The sequence below is a fragment of the Mesorhizobium sp. M5C.F.Cr.IN.023.01.1.1 genome, from assembly GCF_003997585.1.
In the GTDB taxonomy this organism is placed as follows: domain Bacteria; phylum Pseudomonadota; class Alphaproteobacteria; order Rhizobiales; family Rhizobiaceae; genus Mesorhizobium; species Mesorhizobium wenxiniae.
The window spans coordinates 27,594-45,356 of record NZ_RZSU01000002.1 but is presented as its reverse complement, the minus strand read 5'-3'; the positions used below and the strand labels follow the sequence as shown (position 1 = coordinate 45,356).

Sequence of the window (17,763 nt, the reverse complement as noted above, 5' to 3'; positions counted from 1 at the left end):
GCAATGAGCCTGGACAACAGACCAGTCTACACAGGCGGTTGCCAGTGCGGCGCCGTGCGCTTCCGTGTCGAAGGCGCGCTGGGTGACGCCTCCGTCTGTCATTGCCGCATGTGCCAGAAGGCAAGCGGCAATTTCTACCTGCCGCTGGTGTCGGTGCGTGGCGCAAGACTCGATTGGACACGCGGCGAGCCCAAACGCTTCCGCTCGTCCAACGCCGCGTTGCGCGGTTTCTGCGCCGATTGCGGCACGCCGCTGACTTTCGAGGCGCCCGACGGTATCGCGCTCGCCATCGCCGCCTTCGACGCTCCGCAGGAGATCGCGCCGACCATCCAGTGGGGTACCGAAGCAAAGCTCCCCTATGTCGACCGCATCCACGAATTGCCCGGCGAGGACACGATGGCTGATATCTCGTCAGCCTCCTATCTCGCCGATCTCGTCTCCTACCAGCATCCCGACCACGACACCGAACAATGGCCGCCGGAGGAAAGATCATGACCGAAACCGTTCGAACCGGCGGCTGCCAGTGCGGCGCCGTGCGTTTCCGCATCCGTGGGGCGCTTGGGCGCCCGTCCATCTGCCATTGCCGTATGTGCCAGAAGCAGTTTGGTTCCTTCTTCGGCGCGCTGGTGACGGTGCCCAAGGACGGCGTCGAATGGGTCCGTGAGGAGCCGAGCTACTTTCAGTCATCGGTCAATATCGATCGCGGGTTCTGCGCCCGATGCGGCACGCCGCTGACCTACAGGCAGCCCGGCGGACTTGAGATCGCCATCGGCGCTTTTGACGACCGCTCCGACCTCGCGCCGCAGATCCAGGTCAACTACGCCGCCCGGCTGCCCTGGGTGGAGAAGATCTTCGACGCGCCGGTCCATGACGATCCCGACTACTACACCCGGCAGGAATCGATCATCTCCTTCCAGCATCCGGATCACGAGACGGCCAATTGGCCGCAGCAGGGCCTGAAATTATGAGCAGTGAACTGCGCACCCTCTATCCGGAGATCGAAGCCTTCGAGTCCGGCATGCTCGATGTCGGCGATGGCCATCAGGTCTACTGGGAGCGTTCCGGCACCAAGGGTGCCAAGCCGGCCGTGTTCCTGCATGGCGGACCGGGCGGCACCATTTCCCCGAAGCACCGGCGGCTGTTCGATCCGAAGCTCTACGATGTCATCCTGTTCGACCAGCGAGGCTGCGGACAATCGACGCCCAATGCCTCGCTCGAGGCCAACACCACCTGGCACCTGATCGCCGACATCGAGCGCCTGCGCGACATGTGCGGCTTCGACAAATGGCTGGTGTTCGGCGGCTCGTGGGGCTCGACACTGGCGTTGGCCTACGCCGAGACGCACCCCGAACGCGTTAGCGAACTGGTCGTGCGCGGCATTTACACGCTGACGCGCGCGGAGCTCGAATGGTATTACCAGTTCGGCGTCTCGGAAATGTTCCCCGACAAATGGGAGCGCTTCCTGGCGCCGATCCCCGAGGCCGAGCGCGGCGACATGATGGCCGCCTATCGCAAGCGGCTGGTCGGCGGCGACCGCAAGGCACAGATCGAGGCCGCCCGCGCCTGGAGCCTGTGGGAGGGCGAGACGATCACGCTGTTGCCCGATCCGGAGACCAGCAGCCCGTTTGGGGAAGACGACTACGCCGTCGCCTTCGCCCGCATCGAGAACCATTATTTCGTCCATGCCGGCTGGCTGGAGGAAGGGCAGCTGCTGCGTGATGCCTTCAAGTTGAAGGACATCCCCGGCACCATCATTCATGGCCGCTACGACATGCCGTGCCCGGCGCGCTATGCCTGGGCGCTGCACAAGGCGTGGCCGAAAGCGGATTTCCACCTGATCGAGGGCGCCGGCCATGCCTATTCGGAGCCGGGCATCCTCGACCGGCTGATCCGGGCGACGGATCGGTTTGCGGGGAAATGATCATGGGCCGCGAGCGCCTCTATCTCTTCGACACGACACTGCGTGATGGCCAGCAGACGCCGGGTATCGACTTTTCAGTCGAGGACAAGATCGCCATCGCCGGGCTGCTCGACGAGTTCGGCATGGACTATGTCGAGGGCGGCTATCCCGGCGCCAACCCGACCGACACCGCCTTCTTCGCCGAGCACCGCACGGCGAGCGCTAAATTCGTCGCCTTCGGCATGACCAAGCGGGCAGGGGTGTCGGCTTCGAACGATCCAGGCCTTGCCGCATTGGTCCAGTCGAAGTCGGACGCCATTTGCTTTGTCGCCAAGAGCTGGGACTACCATGTCCGCATCGCGCTGGGCTGCACGAACGAGGAAAACCTCGAAGCGATCAAGGCCTCGGTCGAGGCGGCCGTCACTGCCGGCAAAGAGGCGATGGTCGACTGCGAACACTTCTTCGACGGTTTCAAGGCCAATCCCGATTATGCGCTGGCCTGCGCCAGGACCGCTTACGAGGCCGGCGCGCGCTGGGTGGTGCTGTGCGACACCAATGGCGGCACGCAGCCGTCGGAAATGCGCGCCATCGTCGAGAAGGTCATCGCCTCAGGCATTCCCGGAGACCATCTCGGCATCCATGCCCATGACGACACCGGCCAGGCGGTGGCGAATTCGCTGGCCGCCGTCGAGGCCGGCGTGCGCCAGATCCAGGGCACGCTGAACGGCATCGGCGAGCGCTGCGGCAACGCCAATCTGATCTCGATCGTGCCGACGCTGGCGCTGAAGCCGGCCTTTTCCAACCGCTTCGAGACAGGCATTTCGGCCGAAGCGTTGGCCGGAATATCGCGCCTTTCCCGGGCCTTTGACGAATTGCTGAACCGCGCGCCGGAAGCGCAGGCGCCCTATGTCGGCGCTTCCGCCTTCGCCACCAAGGCCGGCATCCATGCCTCGGCGCTGGCCAAGGAGCCGGCCACCTACGAGCATGTGCCGCCGGAAGCGGTTGGAAACCGCCGCCGCGTCATGGTCTCGGACCAGGGCGGCAAGGCAAATTTCCTCGCCGAGCTGAAACGGCGCGGCATCGACATGCCGCGGGACGATCACCGGCTCGACGCGCTGATATCAGTGGTCAAGGAGCGCGAGGCCGAGGGCTATGCCTATGAAGGCGCCGATGCCAGCTTCGAGCTGCTGGCGCGCAAGATGCTGCACGGCCTGCCGGAATTCTTCAGCGTCACCTCGTTCCGCTGCATGGTCGAGCGCCGCTTCGACGCCAACGGCCAGCTGAAGACGGTCTCGGAGGCGATCGTCAAGGTGCTGGTCGACGGTGAGGAGAAGATGTCGGTGGCCGAAGGACACGGCCCGGTCAATGCGCTTGACATCGCGCTGCGCAAGGATCTCGGAAAATTCCAGAACGAGATCGCCGATCTCGAACTCGCCGACTTCAAGGTGCGCATCCTCAATGGCGGCACCGAGGCGATCACCCGCGTGCTGATCGAATCGCATGACGCAACCGGCGCCCGCTGGTGGACGGTCGGCGTCTCCGAAAACATCATCGACGCCTCGTTCCAGGCGCTGATGGATTCCATCGTCTATAAGCTGATGAAGAACCGTGATATGGCCGGGCTGGCGGCGGCGGAGTGACGAAATGGGCTTCTCGATAAGTTGGATTGCATTCCACGGTCTCCCGCTCGCAAAGGCGGCATTGGCTTTTGGCTTGGCCCAGACCGGGACAGTCGGACGAGGTTTTTGATTTTGACTGTAGTGGTGTCGTGGTCGGCCAAAATTGGTCAGTCGTCATTTTTAACGACGTGAACATGGACCTGGTGGACGAGAGGCGCATGGCTAGCCTTTCGACTGGCAGGGATGTGGTCGTCGTTCACAATATCGATACGGTCATGCTGCAATGGGCCGAGCAGTGGCGCGATGGGCACGAAGTCTGGAGCATACGACATACCAGCGCCGACGGCGCACGCAATCTTGAAGCGACGGGAAACCTTCCATCCTGTTACGAAGAGATCCGCCGCGCGCGCTTCGCCGACCAGGATCGCGAGGACGCAGGTGCCGCCGCGATAGACTTTATCGCAGACATTCCGCTCCAGGTGGCAGAATGCGTGACAGGCTTTCGTCACAACACCGCCGAAGCGGAATTCATGGAGCTGGTGCCTGCACCCGAAGCCAAGTGACACGCGAGCTTCGCGTCTTTCAAACGAATATGGTGGAAAACGCCGGGTTGGCCTCTTGAACCATCAGCGAAAGTCCATTGATCCATCAGAACTTTGCGATGGTCTTGGCCCGGCGGCTGGCGCATAGCGTTGGGCCATGCCCACGCAAGCAATCCAGCTCGAAGCAGACTCAAATGCCCGGCGTGGCTTTCTGTTGGCCCTGGGCGCCTATCTCCTGTGGGGGCTGCTGCCCTTTTACATGAAGGCTGTCGCGCATCTGCCGCTGGCCGAAGTCATCGCGCACCGCATCGTCTGGTCGGTGCCGATTGCCGCCGCCGTTTTGGTCTGGGCCGGCCGCACCGCGGACTTCAAGGCCGCAATCCGTTCGCCGCGCATCATTTCGATGGCGGCGCTGACGGCGGCGCTGATTTCGGTTAACTGGGGCATCTATGTCTGGGCGATCGCGGTCGACCGCACCATCGAGACCGCGCTTGGTTATTACATCAACCCGCTTGTCAGCGTCGTTGTCGGTGCGCTGCTGCTTGGCGAGCGGCTCGACAGGCTGCAAATCGCGGCGGTGGTGCTGGCGGCCATCGCGGTCGCGGTGCTGACGATCGACGCCGGCAAGCTGCCCTGGGTGTCGCTGGTGCTGGCGTTTTCCTTTGCCGCCTATGCCTTTTTCCGCAAGACGCTGCCAATCGGTCCCAGCCAGGGCTTTTTGCTCGAGGTGCTGTTGCTGTCGGTGCCGGCGCTCGGCTACATCATCTTCCTCATCGTCACCGGGCAGGACCATTTCGTCTCCAGTTCCCTGAACGATACCGCATTGCTGATCGGCTGCGGCCCGGTCACCGCCATACCGCTGCTGCTATTTGCCTTCGGCGCCAGGCTGTTGCGTCTCTCCACCATCGGCATCATGCAGTATATCGCGCCGACCATTGTGTTCCTGATCGCCGTGCTGATTTTCGGCGAACCCTTCGGCAGCACCCAGGCCATCGCCTTCGGCCTGATCTGGACGGCGCTGGCGATCTACTCCTGGTCGATGTTTTCTTCGGCGCGCAAGCCCGGTCCTACACCCCGCGCCCCAGCCGCCTGACGAACAGATAGACGACCGCCGCGACGACCAGCGATATCGCCGACGCCACCCAAAAGCCCATCGGCGTGTCGACCAGCGGCAGCCCCCCGACATTCATGCCGAACAGGCCGGAGATGATCGTCATCGGCAACAGCACCGCGGTCATCACCGACAGCATGTAGAGTAACTGGTTCGACTGCGTCGTTAGCTTGGCCATCAGCTCGTCCTGCAGGAGCCGGGCACGTGCCTGCAATTGCTCGCCGTCATGATGCAATGTATGGGCGCGGTGCGAAAGCCGTGCCGCCATGTCGTTGATTGTATCAGGCAAATCGGCGCGGTGCGAATGGTCGAGATGGCGGAACAGGCTGGTTAGCGTCGCCATCTGCCGGTGGATCACCACCAGTTGCCGGCGCGCATCGACCAGCGCCTGCCGCTCATTGTGCCATGCGTCGCAGACGATGCGGTCCTCGATGCCGTCGAGCGTGTCGCTAAGGCCACCGAGTTCCGTCGTCATGCCGTCGAGCGACTGGCCCATGACAGCCTCGATCAGCTCGGCCGGAGAGCGGAACTTGCGCGATCCGTTGTCGATCGCCTTGCGGATATTGTCGACAGATTGCAGCGGTTGCTTGCGGCCGCCGATCAGCATCGTGTTGTTAAGGGCGAAGCGGAAATGGCCGAGCCCGCGCGCCTCCGCCGAATAGTCGTGGCGCAGGTCCGGCAGGTCGCCGTAGAGCCAGTCGCCATCGAAGTCGATGTGGCAGCCATGGCCGGCCGTCAGGAAGGCATCGCGCACCGGTGGCGGCAAAGCCGGCTCGGTGGCGATCTCGTGGCGGGCGCGCATGTCGGAAAGCTGGTAGCTGCGCCAGGTCCAGTGTGTTGCGCCCGGGTCTTTGGTTCGCGCACCTTCGGCGGTGAAGTGATAGATGAAGAACAGCCCGTGCTCGTCGGGCAGATAAGGCGATAGGTCGGTGCCTTCCGGGTTGAGAGTGATGTTCATGGTCGCGTCGCCAGTGTCTCGAATACGCCGCCGCGCGGCGGCGACCAGACTGTGATCACTAGCACGGGCGAACCGGTTTCGCGTGACGGTTTCGATTGTTATCCGAGGCGCGCCTACAACGCCGCTGTTTGGGAGGCAATCTGGAATAATACGCCGTTGACTTGCGTTTACGCAAAGAGCACCACGTAAATCCATGTGGAGGACGTCCGATGCGTGCCGGCTTCGCACGAAGCGTAGTCATAGCGGTATTGGGAGCCGTCATGGCGAGCTGCGCTGGCCTTTCGGCGCAGAAAACGGGGGCAATAACCGGCTATGGCCCCAACCCCACTTTACCGAAACCAAGACCGACGCTGATCCCGACCGTCAACATCGCCGAGGCGAAAGGCTGGCAGAAAGGTGGCATGCCAACCCCGGCGGCCGGGCTGACGGTGAACGCCTTCGCCACCGGCCTCGACCATCCGCGCTGGCTGCACGTGCTTCCGAACGGCGACGTGCTGGTTGCCGAAACCAACGCCCCTGCCAAGCATGACGAAGGTTTCAGCCTTAGAAAGGTCTTCATGGACCTGGCTATGAAGCGCGCCGGCGCCGCGACCAAAAGCGCCAACCGCATCACGCTCCTGCGCGACACCAATGGCGACGGCATTGCGGATGTGCGCAGGACGTTCGCGGAAGGCCTCAATTCACCCTTCGGTATGACGCTGTCCAAAGGCAAGCTCTATGTCGCGAATACCGACGCGCTCGTCGCTTTCCCCTACTCCAATGGCCAGACCCGAGTCACAACGCCGCCGGAAAAGATCGTTGACTTGCCGGCCGGAGATCTCAACCATCATTGGACCAAGGACGTGATCGCAAGTCCGGATGGACGCAAGCTCTATGTCACTGTCGGCTCCAACAGCAACGTTGGAGAAAACGGCATGGCCGCGGAGAGGAACCGCGCCGCCGTCCTTGAAGTGGACCGGTCGACCCGCCGCACCCGGGTCTTCGCGTCAGGGCTGCGCAACCCGAACGGGCTGTCGTGGAACCCTGAAACTGGCGAGCTTTGGGTCGCCGTGAACGAGCGGGACGAGATCGGCGACGATCTCGTCCCGGATTACATGACCTCGGTTCGTGACGGCGCTTTTTACGGCTGGCCCTACAGCTATTTCGGGCAGAACATCGACGAACGCGTCAAGCCGCAGCGCCCCGATCTCGTGGCGAGGGCGGTCAAGCCCGATTATGCGCTGGGTTCCCATACCGCCTCGCTGGGACTGACCTTCTCCAAAGGCACGTCGCTGGGCCCGGCCTACGGCAACGGCGCCTTCGTCGGCCAGCACGGCTCGTGGAACAGAAGCGTGTTCAGCGGTTACAAGGTGATCTTCGTGCCGTTCCGCGATGGTAAACCGAGCGGTCCCCCAAAAGATGTGCTCGCTGGCTTCATCGGGCGTGATAGCAAGGCGATGGGCCGTCCGGTCGGCGTTGTGATCGATCGGACCGGCGCACTGCTCGTCGCCGACGATGTCGGCAATGTCATCTGGCGGGTCCGCCGGGCAAGTCGCCGACTTGCGGGGGGAGTAGGGGAATAGGATCGCGCTTCATGAGCGCGGCTTTCACTACCTACTGCCCTACTGCCCTATTGCCTTACTCCCCTAAAGCTTGTCGATTACCGACTGCACACCTTCGGTCGGTGCGTCGACCGATGATCCGGCGACTATGATGGCGGCGACGATGGCTTCCGGATCGTCGACCACCAGCGGCTTGACCCGCTGCGCGGTGTGGATGAAGCCTTCGGCCATCATATGGTCGAGCAGCGCCAGCATCGGATCCCAGAATCCCCCGACGTTGCCGAAGACGATCGGTTTGCGATGATGGCCGAGCTGGCCCCAGGTCATGATCTCGATGATTTCCTCGACCGTGCCGATGCCGCCCGGCAGCGCCACAAACGCGTCGGATTTCTCGAACATCGTATGCTTACGCTCGTGCATGTTGTCGGTGATCACGAGCTCGTCGAGCCGGTTAAGCGCGGTTTCGGTGGCCTCCCTGTTGATCAGGAAGCGCGGAATGATGCCCGTCACCTTGCCGCCGGCCCGCAACGCCCCTTCGGCAACGGCTCCCATGATGCCCCTGGTGCCGCCGCCATAGATCAGACGCAGGCCGGACTTGGCGATCGAACGCCCAAGGAGGTGTCCGGCCTTGGCATAGGTTTCATCGCGGCCTGGAGACGAGCCGCAATAGACGCAGATGGATCGAATCGTGTTCATGAGATGATTGGTGATTGGGTCTTTATTCGCGGTCAAGCCCGGGCGGGCTTTTTCTTGCTGGCCTCCTTTTTCTTGTCGGCCCCCTTTTTCTTGTCGGTTTGGGCAAAACAGGCTAGACCGGCATTAGGTGGCTAAGGGCAGGGAAATATGACAATTAATCCAGTAAAGGCGCTTTTGTTCGCCGTCGGCGGCTCCGTCGCCGCGGCGGGAACCGCCTATGTATCGGGCGCGCTCGACCCGTATCTCAATCGCGCGCCACCGGCGGAAGTGGCATCGCTGACGCCGCCGGCGGAGAAGCCGGCCAACCCGGGGACCGATGGATCGGTTTCGCCCGCGCCGGCCACAGATGCGATGGCACCGGCAGCGCCGGCCACGGCCGATGCGATCGCGCCGACCTTCGATATTGTTCGGGTCGAGATCAAGGGCTCTATCGTCGTCGCCGGCAATGCCGCACCCAACGCCAAGGTCGATATTCTCAATGGTTCGACGGTTCTCGGCTCGACGGTCGCCGGCGCCGATGGTGCGTTTGCCATCGTTCTCGACGATCCGCTGAAACCCGGCGATTACACGATCGCGCTGCGCTCAATGACCGGCAATGTCGTGACCCCTTCGGCGCAGACAGCCGTCGTCTCGATTCCCCAGAGTCCTGCTGGCCAGGTGCTGGCGATGATCGAGGAGCCGGGCAAGCCGTCAGAACTGCTCACCGTTCCTACACCCGAGAAGAAGCCTGAAGCGCCTGTTGGCGACAAGGCGGCCGCCCCGGCTGCCGAGGACTCCGCTGCCGGGGACCCCGCTGCCGCAGCACCGGCCCCAGGCGCACCGGCTGCCACGGCGCCGGCCACTGCCGAAGTCGCCCCCGCGCCGACTCCGGACATGCCTGTCGCACCGGCGACACCAGTTGCAGGGCCAAAGATCGTCGTCGAAGCCATCGAGATCGACGGCAACAAGATCTTCGTCGCCGGGCTCGCCGATCCCGGCCGCAAGGTGCGCGCCTATGCCAACGATATCTTGCTCGGCGACGCGAAGACTTCACCCGACAGCCATTTCCTGGTCGAGGCGACGCGCAACATTCCGGTCGGCACCTACACTATCCGTGTCGATGCGCTCGATGCCGACGGGGTCAAGGTGGTGGCCCGCGCCGCCGTGCCGTTCGAGCGCGAGCCGGGCGAGTCGGTCGCCGCCGTGGCGCCCGCCGAGCAGAAGCCTACCACGCCATCCCCCGCCGCTGGCGCGCCTGCTGCACCCGTAGCCGAAGCGCCCGCAGTTGCCGCCACATCGGCTGAAATTCCCGAGACCGCGGCGCCGAAGCTCGAACACGCCGACAGCGCCGTTATTATCCGCCGCCACGATACGCTGTGGCAGATCTCGCGGCGCGTCTATGGCCAAGGCATGCGCTATTCGACGATCTACCTCGCCAATCAGGATCAGATCAGGAATCCCGACCGCATCTGGCCGGGGCAGGTGTTCAAGGTCCCGGAAAAATCGCAGGAAGGCGAAGCCGCCAATCTCAAGGCGATGGGCGATCAGATGACGACGGCCCCGACAAAGGCCGATTAGAAATCCTTTTCTTCTTTCCGCCCTCTTGCGGAAAGTTCGTTCATCGTCTATCGCCGATAAACGATGAATGCTCCCTTGACCGAGAAGACTTGCGGCTTCGCCGACAGCCAATCCGTCGCCGCGAAGCTCGCCGCGCTTTCGCATCCGGCCCGGATCGAGATCCTCAGGCACCTTTCGGCCAGCCGCTCCTGCTGCTGCCGGGAGGTTGTCGCCCATCTCGACCTGGCGCAGTCCACGGTTTCGCAGCATCTGAGGATATTGGTCGATGCCGGGCTCGTCCGCTACGAGCCGGACCGGCAACGCTCGCGCTATGAAGTCGACAGCGATGCGCTCGCCGATGTTTCCGCATCGCTAACCGCGCTCGTCAATTCGTGCTGCTCCGGCCGCTAGATCATGATCCCGAATCGAAGGACCGCGTCAGCGAAAAGCCGGTTTTCGGAAAAGATGACGGTCAACAGTAAGATATAAGAAAAGGCGATAAAAATGGCCGAAAAAACCGTCTCCGCCGATTCTGGCTCGACCTTCAAGACTTTGCGCAACCTTTGGCCCTATATGTGGCCGGCCGACCGTGCCGACCTCCGGGCGCGGGTGGTGTGGGCGACCGTGCTTCTGGTCGTTGCCAAGCTGACACTGGTTGCCGGCCCCTATTTCTTCAAATGGGCGACCGATGCGCTGGCCGGGGATGCCAAGTCGGTGCCGCCGTTGCCGGTGTTCCTGCTGGCGCCAGTCATGCTGGTCATCGCCTACAATGTCGTGCGGCTGGTGCAACTCGGTTTCAACCAGCTGCGCGACGCGCTGTTTGCCCGCGTCGGACAATATGCGGTGCGCCAGCTCGCCTACCGCACTTTCATCCATATGCATCAACTGTCTCTGCGCTTCCATCTCGAGCGCCGCACCGGGGGCCTGTCGCGCATCATCGAGCGCGGCACCAAGGGCATCGAGACGATCGTCCGCTTCACCGTGCTCAACACCTTGCCGACCATCCTCGAATTCGCGCTGACCGCCGGCATCTTCGCCGTCACCTATGGCTGGAAATACGTGGCTGTGGTGGCGGTGACGGTCTGGCTCTACATCTGGTTCACCATCAGGGCGAGCGACTGGCGCATCGTCATTCGCCGCGACATGAACGACAGCGACACCGACGCCAGCACCAAGGCGATCGACTCGCTGCTCAATTTCGAAACGGTCAAATATTTCAACAACGAGAGCATGGAAGCCGAGCGCTTCGACCGTTCGATGGCGCGCTACGAGACCGCCGCCACGAGGATCTGGACCTCGCTCGGCTGGCTGAACTTCGGCCAGGGCGTCATCTTCGGTCTCGGCACGGTTATCGTCATGTGCCTTTCGGCGCTGGAGGTGCAGGCTGGTACGCAGACGGTTGGCGACTTCGTCTTCATCAACGCCATGCTGATCCAGCTTTCGGTGCCACTCAACTTCATCGGCTTCATCTATCGCGAAATCCGCCAAGGCCTGACCGACATCGAGCAGATGTTCGATCTGCTCGATGTGCCGCAGGAGATCGTTGACAAGCCGGGTGCCAAGCCGCTGATAGTCGGCGCCGGTAAGGTCGAGTTCCGCGACGTGCAGTTTTCCTACGATCTCAACCGCAAGATCCTGAAAGGCATCAGCTTCGAGGTACCGGCCGGCAAGACGGTTGCCATTGTCGGGCCATCGGGCGCCGGCAAGTCGACCATTTCGCGGCTCCTGTTCCGCTTTTATGACATCCAGGGTGGCAAGATCCTGATCGATGGCCAGGAGATTCGCGACGTGACGCAGGAGAGCCTGCGCGCGGCGATCGGCATGGTGCCGCAGGACACCGTGCTGTTCAACGATACCATCGCTTACAACATCCGCTACGGCCGCGTCGATGCCAGCGAGGAGGACGTCCGCAAGGCAGCCGAACTCGCTCAGATCGGGCCGTTCATCGAGCGGCTTCCCGACGGCTACGGTTCGATGGTCGGCGAGCGCGGGCTGAAACTGTCCGGCGGCGAGAAGCAGCGCGTGGCGATCGCCCGCACCATTTTGAAGGCGCCGCCGATCCTGATGCTCGACGAGGCGACCTCGGCGCTGGACAGCCATACCGAACAGGAGATCCAGGCGGCGCTCGACCTTGTCAGTAAGGGCCGCACGACCATCGTCATCGCCCATCGGCTGTCGACGGTGATTTCGGCCGACGAGATCATCGTGCTGCAGGACGGCCAGATCGCCGAGCGCGGCACGCATGCCGCCTTGATGCGCAAGGCTGGTCTGTACGCGTCGATGTGGGACCGTCAGCGCGAGGCAACCGAGGCCGAGGAGCGGCTGCGCATCGCTCGCGAGCGCGACGAGTTCGGCGTCGTTGTCCGCCGCCGCCCCTCGGAGGTGTCGTAGCCTTACGGCCAGCCGGCGCCCGGTGCGGAAACCTCGATGCTGAGCACCTGGCCGGTGCGGACATCGCTGATCATGTGTTCGAAGCCGCGCCATTCGGCGGCGACGATGAACAGCGTCTTGCCGTCGGCGCCGCCGAGCATGCAGGCAAAACAGCCGCGATCCGCATCGACGCTCTCGAGCATTACGCCGCCTTCGCGTACCCGCACGCAGTGCCGGTTGGGGACGTCGGCATACCAGATGGCGCCCTCGGAATCGAGACAGATGCCGTCGGGAAAGCCGTTGCCGAGGTCGGCCCATCGCCGCCGGTTGGCAAGGCTGCCATCCGCGGCGAGGTCGAACGCGGTCAGCCTGTTGGCGTGCGATTCAGCGACGATCAATGTTTTGTTGTCAGGCGTCACCGCCATCCCATTGGCGAAGGCGATCTTGTCCGCCACCTGCCGCACCGATCCGTCCGGCGCAATCAGCACGATGGCGCCGGGGCCGAAATGCTGGCCAGGAGCCGGGGCCGGCCCACCGCCATTGACGTAGATGTTGCCGCGCCCATCGACAACAATCTCATTCCAAGGGTTCCCTGAGAGGTGTCGCAGATCGGCGTGGGTGACCAGCGTACCGTCTGCTTCTTGCCGCAGCACCAGCCCTTCACGCCCGCAGGCGACAAGCAAGCGACCGTCCGGCAGCCAGTCGATCGAATAGGGCAGGGTGGCCGGCACGGTGAGCATGACTTGACTGTTGCCGTCGGCATCGACGGCGATGATCTGGCCGGTTCCCCAGTTGCAGAACCACAGCCTGCCGTCATGCCAGCGCGGCGACTCGCCGAACGCCGACCGTTCATCACGACTCGCGCTTCCTTGGCTGCTGATTTCAGTGACGGCATTTGTTGTCTCCAGCTTTCGTTCGGCAAGCGCTTTGATAGGCATCGTATCTCCAAGGACGAGCCAGGACGGGTCGCCCCGACAACGGTCACTTTTATTTCGGACAGGCTCATTGGGCCCCTCCAATGCCCGCAACCGATTAATGTTGACGAGAACGAGCCGAGCCGGCCTTTCCCCATTGTTGCGTTGCGGCCACAGGGTGTTTCCGCTATTGAGGCCGGACCTGAAACTAGGGCTGTTCCCATCCCATGGACCTCGTCGACACGATCAAGAAAACGTTCGTTCCGATCCATCGCGAAGGCTATCCGTTTATCGCCGCCTTCGCAGCGGTGACGCTTTTCCTCGGCTATTTCTCTTCGATCCTGTTCTGGGTCTGCCTCATCCTGACGGCCTGGTGCGTCTACTTCTTCCGCGACCCGGAGCGCGTCACGCCCGTCGACGACCGGCTGGTGGTGAGCCCGGCCGACGGCATCATCACGGCGGTCGGTCCGGCAGTGCCGCCGCGCGAACTTGGCCTCGGCGGCGGCGAGATGACCCGCATCTCGGTGTTCATGGACGTCTTTTCCTGCCACGTGAACCGGGCTCCGGTGCGCGGCCGCATCACAAGGATCGAGCATCGGCCGGGCGAATTCCTCAACGCCGCACTTGATAAGGCGAGTGCCGACAACGAGCGCAACGGACTGGTCATCGAAAGCCCCAACGGCACGGTGGCCGCGGTGCAGATCGCAGGCCTGGTCGCGCGGCGCATCGTCTGCTGGGCCGAGACCGGCGGCACGATCGGCATCGGCGAGCGCTTCGGGCTGATCCGCTTCGGCTCGCGCGTCGACGTATTCCTGCCCTCGACTGCGATGCCGCGTGTCGCCGTTGGTCAGACCGCGGTCGGCGGTGAAACCATACTGGCCGAATTCGGCGGCATTGCCGCAACGCCGCTCGTGCGGGTGTCTTGAGCCGTGGGCGCGCCGTTCAAGAAATTCGAGGCGCATGGCGGCGGCGGTCCGCGCATCCATGAAATCCCGATGCGAATGGTGCTGCCCAACCTTGTCACCGTGCTCGCCATCTGCGCCGGCCTGTCCGGCATCCGCTTCGGCTTCGAAGGCCGCTTCGAGCCGGCGGTGGTGATGGTGTTGCTCGCCGCCTTCCTCGACGGCATTGATGGCCGCCTGGCGCGGATGCTGAAGGCGACGTCCAAATTCGGCGCGCAGATGGATTCGCTGGCCGACATCGTCAATTTCGGCGTCGCACCCGCGCTGGTGCTCTATGCCTTCCTGCTCGACCAGGCCGGATCGCCGGGCTGGATTGCCGCGCTCCTGTTCACCATCGCCTGCGGACTGAGGCTCGCTCGCTTCAACGTGCTCGACGAAGAAACAGATCGCCCGCAGTGGCAGACCGAGTATTTCGTCGGCGTGCCGGCGCCGGCGGGTGCCGTGCTGGTGATGCTGCCGCTTTATCTGTACTTCCTGCGGCTTGGCGTGGAGCCGTCCCGCCCTGCCGCCTTCATCGCCGCCGGTTTCACCGTTCTGGTCGCCTTCCTGCTGGTCAGCCGGCTGCCGGTCTATTCCGGCAAGAGCCTGAAAGTCCCGGGCGACAAGGTGCTGCTGATCATCCTCGGCGTCGTTCTCTACATCCTGCTGTTGATGACCTACCCCTGGTACACGCTGACGGCATCTGTTGCCGGCTATCTCCTCTTCCTGCCGTTCAGCGTGCGCGCCTATTCCAGGCGCGCCAAGCGCGAAGGCGAGAAGGTGCCACCTTCAGACATCGGCTGACAGACCTGTCGCCAACTCGCTCGGACGATCACCTGGCGCGGGAACCTGCCGGCATCTTGACCGTTCTGTCTCAGCGGGCGAGGCATGCGACCTCGCAAACGCCTCGCCACCGGTTTCTCACGCTGCTGCCAGGCGCAGGAGCTTAAGAAGAAGTGAGGAGAAATGGCTGTTGTCCTCATCGGTGCGTTGCTCATTGTCGCTGGCGTTGTGTACATGGCTGGCGCAGCCCTAAGGCGCGGGCGGCTCAGCGATCCGGCGCCTGTTCGCGCGGCGCCGGATCGCTCGACGCCAAATCTCGCAACGCCAGGCCCGACACTTGAGCCGCGACGACGCGGGCTTGGTTTCCTCGGCCTGTCGCAGAACTGGCCGGGCCTGCTGATGATAGCGGTCGGGTTCATCCTGCTGTTGTCGGTGGTGGTCCTCTAGAGCATTTGCAGCCAAACGTCTTCGCTTGGCGTCCAGCAAAATGCGTTAAAACAAAGAGTTAGAGCGCGGTTTTGGTTCCACCAAAAAGCGCTCTAAGCGTCAAGCTGCCGCGCTGAGCCCCAGTCGGTCAATCGCCAGTTTACGGGTCGCGACATAGTCGGTCTTGCCTGAACCCAGAACCGGGATTTCCTCGACCTTGACGATGTCATTCGGCACCATCAGATCGGCGGCACCGGCTTGTCTGCCGAATTTGCGCAATTCATCGGGGTCGGCCTCATCAGCGGTGGTGACCAGCACGATGCGCTCGCCGCGGCGTCTGTCCGGCACCGCCACCACGGCGTGGTGCTCTTCCGGCCATAGCGACTGTACCAGCATCTCGACTGCGCCCAGCGACACCATCTCGCCGGCGATCTTGGCGAAGCGCTTGGCCCGGCCGCGAATGGTGATGAAGCCTTCGCGGTCGACCGAAACGATGTCGCCGGTATCGTGCCAGCCGTCGAGCGGTTGCAATTCGCCGGGCCGATCTGATGTCATGTAGCCCATCATCAAATTCGGCCCGTCGAGCCACAACCGTCCCGCGCCGCTAATGCCCTCGACCGGCTCAAGCTTCATGCGCATGGCCGGCAACAGCCGCCCGACCGTGCCGTCGCGGCCGTGGATGGCGGTGTTGACGGCAACGACGGGCGCTGCTTCGGTCAGCCCGAAACCCTCGATGATCTCGGCCTGGAAGCGCTCCCGGTAGATGCGGCGCGTCTCCGGTTTCACCGCCTCGGCGCCGGCGACGATGAAGCGCAGGCTGGAGAAATCGCCGTCCTTGGCGGTGCGCGCATAATTGGCGAGGAACGTGTCAGTTCCGAACATGACCGTCGGCCTCGCTTTGCGTGCGACCTCGGGGATCAGCTTGTAGTGCAGCGGGGAGGGGTAGAGGAACAGTTTTACGCCGGTGACCAGCGGCAGGATGGTGCCGCCGGTGAGCCCGAACGAGTGGAACACCGGCAGCACGTTGAGCAGGATGTCGGCCGGCGAAATGGTGATGCGGGCCTCGGCCTGCATGGCGTTGGCGAGAAGATTTCTGTGCGACAGCACCACCGCCTTCGGCGTGCCTTCCGAGCCTGAGGTGAATAGGATCACTGCTGGCTTGGCCGCATTCTGCGGCTGCAGCGGCCATCGCCACAGCAAGGCGGCAGCGAGCTTGTCCAGCACGGTTACGCTGGCCCGCACGTCCTCCAGCCACAACAGTTTGGCGCCGCCTCCTTCCACCGCCGCGACGATGTCAGCGAGGTTGGCCTTGTCGATAAAGGCTCGCGACGAGACCACGGTGCGGACTTCCGCCGTACGCACGGCGGCGGTGACGCTGGCCCGGCCTGCGGTGTAGTTGATCATCGCCGCCACCCGGCTCGCCGACAACAGGCCAATGAGCGACAGCACGACACCGTTGGCGTTGGGCAGCAGCACTCCAACCGCTTCGCCCGGCGCCGTCACCGCCTCGAAGCGGCGGCCCAGCACCCGCGCGCCGATGAACAGCTTTCTGTAGTTCAACGTGCCGCTGACCACGTCTTCGACGATAGAATGCGAGGCGCCGACGCGGTCGGCGGCGTCGCGCATGGCGAGGAACAGGCCGCGATTAAGATCGCTGCCGAAAAGCCGGGCTTCCGCGAAACGGTCGAACAGCGCATTGGTGTTCGAGGACTGATCAGGGTTTCGCGCCACCAGCTCGGCGATGGTCATCGGCTCCAGCACGCTGATCGACAGGCGCGGAAACCAGCGCCGCGGCGCCTTGTCCGCCGGCGTCAGCGACACCGGCAGAGTGCGCGCGCCGGCGACAAAGATCGGCACGATGCGGGCATCGGCCTGCATGGCAATGCGGGTAACGGCGCGAAACAGGCGAAATGTCTTGATATCCGGCTCGACCGCGTCCGGCAAATAGACGGCAAGGCGGCCCTTGCCCTTGAGCACCCGCACCAGCCGGCGGCTGACGAAGATATGCTCGGCGTTGAAGGCGATGGTGCGGCCAAGCTCGCGCCATGGTTCGAGCCAGGGTGACTTGGCGGAGGCCTGGTCGAGAATGTGCAGCGTATCTTCCGGCAGCAGTGACAGCATCAGCGCCGGTTCGAGGCGCGACTGGTGCGAAATGACGTAGATGACCGGGGCGGCTGCGTTGCGGGCGATGTTGATGCGGCCGTCGGCAATCCGATAGGCGAGCTTGAACGGTACATAAAGCAGCGCCTGCGTGAAGCGCAGGCCGAGGCGGAATTTTTCCACCACGCCGATCAGCAGCCAGGCCGCGACGAGCCCCGCAAGCAGCGCCAGTGTCAGGATCATGCCGCGTCTCTCCCAACAGATTTTCACGTCGCGGCTCTTCCTGACCGCTTCGATGAGAACCTAGACGAAGTGGGGTCAACGTC

Annotated in this window: 17 protein-coding genes; 13 read left to right on the top strand and 4 right to left on the bottom strand. The window is 63.5% G+C overall.

All coding sequences use genetic code 11. The annotated features are described in order from the left end of the window. Positions 1-3 precede the first annotated feature (3 nt). From EOA78_RS01295 to rarD, 6 genes are all read left to right on the top strand, one after another. On the top strand, positions 4-495 hold the full coding sequence (locus tag EOA78_RS01295) for a GFA family protein (RefSeq protein WP_127313524.1): 492 nt from the start codon (positions 4-6) through the stop codon (positions 493-495). After that, positions 492-968, top strand: coding sequence for a GFA family protein (locus EOA78_RS01290; RefSeq protein WP_127313523.1), 477 nt, complete (start codon positions 492-494; stop codon positions 966-968). The genes EOA78_RS01295 and EOA78_RS01290 overlap by 4 nt, the downstream gene beginning before the upstream one ends. Beyond that, on the top strand, positions 965-1,921 hold the full coding sequence (pip, locus tag EOA78_RS01285) for a prolyl aminopeptidase (RefSeq protein ID WP_127313522.1): 957 nt from the start codon (positions 965-967) through the stop codon (positions 1,919-1,921). The genes EOA78_RS01290 and pip overlap by 4 nt, the downstream gene beginning before the upstream one ends. A 2-nt stretch (positions 1,922-1,923) precedes the next feature. Continuing rightward, positions 1,924-3,540, top strand: coding sequence for a citramalate synthase (cimA, locus tag EOA78_RS01280; protein ID WP_127313521.1), 1,617 nt, complete (start codon positions 1,924-1,926; stop codon positions 3,538-3,540). Positions 3,541-3,713: 173 nt separating this feature from the next. Continuing rightward, positions 3,714-4,082, top strand: a complete 369-nt coding sequence (locus EOA78_RS01275; RefSeq protein ID WP_127313520.1) for a hypothetical protein — start codon at positions 3,714-3,716, stop codon at positions 4,080-4,082. Positions 4,083-4,218: 136 nt separating this feature from the next. Further along, entirely contained in the window at positions 4,219-5,154 is a 936-nt protein-coding gene (rarD, locus tag EOA78_RS01270) for an EamA family transporter RarD (protein WP_127313519.1), read from the top strand. Here rarD and EOA78_RS01265 read toward each other — a convergent pair. Further along, positions 5,129-6,130 (bottom strand): transporter, encoded by a 1,002-nt coding sequence (locus EOA78_RS01265; RefSeq protein WP_127313518.1) that lies wholly within the window; start codon positions 6,128-6,130, stop codon positions 5,129-5,131. The genes rarD and EOA78_RS01265 overlap by 26 nt on opposite strands. Before the next feature lie 209 nt (positions 6,131-6,339). On the opposite strand from EOA78_RS01265, the gene EOA78_RS01260 reads away from it, so the two are divergent. After that, positions 6,340-7,692, top strand: a complete 1,353-nt coding sequence (locus tag EOA78_RS01260) for a sorbosone dehydrogenase family protein (protein WP_127313517.1) — start codon at positions 6,340-6,342, stop codon at positions 7,690-7,692. A 63-nt stretch (positions 7,693-7,755) separates the two neighbouring features. Here the strand turns inward: EOA78_RS01260 and EOA78_RS01255 are convergent, their stop codons facing one another. Then, a complete protein-coding gene (locus EOA78_RS01255; RefSeq protein ID WP_029354434.1) occupies positions 7,756-8,367 on the bottom strand; it encodes a TIGR00730 family Rossman fold protein in 612 nt (203 codons plus the stop codon). Between the two features lie 147 nt (positions 8,368-8,514). Between EOA78_RS01255 and EOA78_RS01250 the strand changes: the two genes are divergently transcribed. The 3 genes from EOA78_RS01250 (at position 8,515) to EOA78_RS01240 (ending at position 12,294) form a co-directional block, all read left to right on the top strand. Next, on the top strand, positions 8,515-9,924 hold the full coding sequence (locus EOA78_RS01250; protein WP_127313516.1) for a LysM peptidoglycan-binding domain-containing protein: 1,410 nt from the start codon (positions 8,515-8,517) through the stop codon (positions 9,922-9,924). 63 nt (positions 9,925-9,987) lie between these two features. After that, on the top strand, positions 9,988-10,314 hold the full coding sequence (locus tag EOA78_RS01245) for a metalloregulator ArsR/SmtB family transcription factor (protein WP_127313515.1): 327 nt from the start codon (positions 9,988-9,990) through the stop codon (positions 10,312-10,314). A 93-nt stretch (positions 10,315-10,407) separates the two neighbouring features. Beyond that, positions 10,408-12,294, top strand: coding sequence for an ABC transporter ATP-binding protein/permease (locus EOA78_RS01240; RefSeq protein ID WP_127313514.1), 1,887 nt, complete (start codon positions 10,408-10,410; stop codon positions 12,292-12,294). 2 nt (positions 12,295-12,296) lie between these two features. Here EOA78_RS01240 and EOA78_RS01235 read toward each other — a convergent pair whose 3' ends face one another. Beyond that, on the bottom strand, positions 12,297-13,211 hold the full coding sequence (locus EOA78_RS01235; protein WP_164783591.1) for an SMP-30/gluconolactonase/LRE family protein: 915 nt from the start codon (positions 13,209-13,211) through the stop codon (positions 12,297-12,299). Between the two features lie 203 nt (positions 13,212-13,414). Here EOA78_RS01235 and EOA78_RS01230 point away from each other — a divergent pair, with 203 nt between their 5' ends. From EOA78_RS01230 to EOA78_RS01220, 3 genes are all read left to right on the top strand, one after another. Continuing rightward, on the top strand, positions 13,415-14,113 hold the full coding sequence (locus EOA78_RS01230) for a phosphatidylserine decarboxylase (RefSeq protein ID WP_127313513.1): 699 nt from the start codon (positions 13,415-13,417) through the stop codon (positions 14,111-14,113). A gap of 3 nt (positions 14,114-14,116) precedes the next feature. Continuing rightward, a complete protein-coding gene (gene pssA, locus EOA78_RS01225) occupies positions 14,117-14,932 on the top strand; it encodes a CDP-diacylglycerol--serine O-phosphatidyltransferase (RefSeq protein ID WP_127313512.1) in 816 nt (271 codons plus the stop codon). Positions 14,933-15,094: 162 nt separating this feature from the next. Then, the gene (locus EOA78_RS01220) at positions 15,095-15,358 is read left to right on the top strand and encodes a hypothetical protein (protein ID WP_127313511.1); all 264 of its coding nucleotides are present in this window, start codon (positions 15,095-15,097) and stop codon (positions 15,356-15,358) included. A gap of 99 nt (positions 15,359-15,457) precedes the next feature. On the opposite strand, the gene EOA78_RS01215 is transcribed toward EOA78_RS01220, so the two are convergent. Next, complete coding sequence (locus EOA78_RS01215) at positions 15,458-17,680, bottom strand: AMP-binding protein (RefSeq protein WP_127313510.1); 2,223 nt, start codon at positions 17,678-17,680, stop codon at positions 15,458-15,460. Positions 17,681-17,763: the final 83 nt, after the last annotated feature.

What these genes read in the sequence shown, in the direction of transcription:
- EOA78_RS01295 (WP_127313524.1), top strand. Translation starts at nt 4, where the DNA reads ATGAGCCTGGACAACAGACCAGTCTACACAGGCGGTTGCCAGTGCGGC.
- EOA78_RS01290 (WP_127313523.1), top strand. Translation starts at nt 492, where the DNA reads ATGACCGAAACCGTTCGAACCGGCGGCTGCCAGTGCGGCGCCGTGCGT.
- pip (WP_127313522.1), top strand. Translation starts at nt 965, where the DNA reads ATGAGCAGTGAACTGCGCACCCTCTATCCGGAGATCGAAGCCTTCGAG.
- cimA (WP_127313521.1), top strand. Translation starts at nt 1,924, where the DNA reads ATGGGCCGCGAGCGCCTCTATCTCTTCGACACGACACTGCGTGATGGC.
- EOA78_RS01275 (WP_127313520.1), top strand. Translation starts at nt 3,714, where the DNA reads ATGGACCTGGTGGACGAGAGGCGCATGGCTAGCCTTTCGACTGGCAGG.
- rarD (WP_127313519.1), top strand. Translation starts at nt 4,219, where the DNA reads ATGCCCACGCAAGCAATCCAGCTCGAAGCAGACTCAAATGCCCGGCGT.
- EOA78_RS01265 (WP_127313518.1), bottom strand. Translation starts at nt 6,130, where the DNA reads ATGAACATCACTCTCAACCCGGAAGGCACCGACCTATCGCCTTATCTG.
- EOA78_RS01260 (WP_127313517.1), top strand. Translation starts at nt 6,340, where the DNA reads ATGCGTGCCGGCTTCGCACGAAGCGTAGTCATAGCGGTATTGGGAGCC.
- EOA78_RS01255 (WP_029354434.1), bottom strand. Translation starts at nt 8,367, where the DNA reads ATGAACACGATTCGATCCATCTGCGTCTATTGCGGCTCGTCTCCAGGC.
- EOA78_RS01250 (WP_127313516.1), top strand. Translation starts at nt 8,515, where the DNA reads ATGACAATTAATCCAGTAAAGGCGCTTTTGTTCGCCGTCGGCGGCTCC.
- EOA78_RS01245 (WP_127313515.1), top strand. Translation starts at nt 9,988, where the DNA reads ATGAATGCTCCCTTGACCGAGAAGACTTGCGGCTTCGCCGACAGCCAA.
- EOA78_RS01240 (WP_127313514.1), top strand. Translation starts at nt 10,408, where the DNA reads ATGGCCGAAAAAACCGTCTCCGCCGATTCTGGCTCGACCTTCAAGACT.
- EOA78_RS01235 (WP_164783591.1), bottom strand. Translation starts at nt 13,211, where the DNA reads ATGCCTATCAAAGCGCTTGCCGAACGAAAGCTGGAGACAACAAATGCC.
- EOA78_RS01230 (WP_127313513.1), top strand. Translation starts at nt 13,415, where the DNA reads ATGGACCTCGTCGACACGATCAAGAAAACGTTCGTTCCGATCCATCGC.
- EOA78_RS01220 (WP_127313511.1), top strand. Translation starts at nt 15,095, where the DNA reads ATGGCTGTTGTCCTCATCGGTGCGTTGCTCATTGTCGCTGGCGTTGTG.
- EOA78_RS01215 (WP_127313510.1), bottom strand. Translation starts at nt 17,680, where the DNA reads ATGATCCTGACACTGGCGCTGCTTGCGGGGCTCGTCGCGGCCTGGCTG.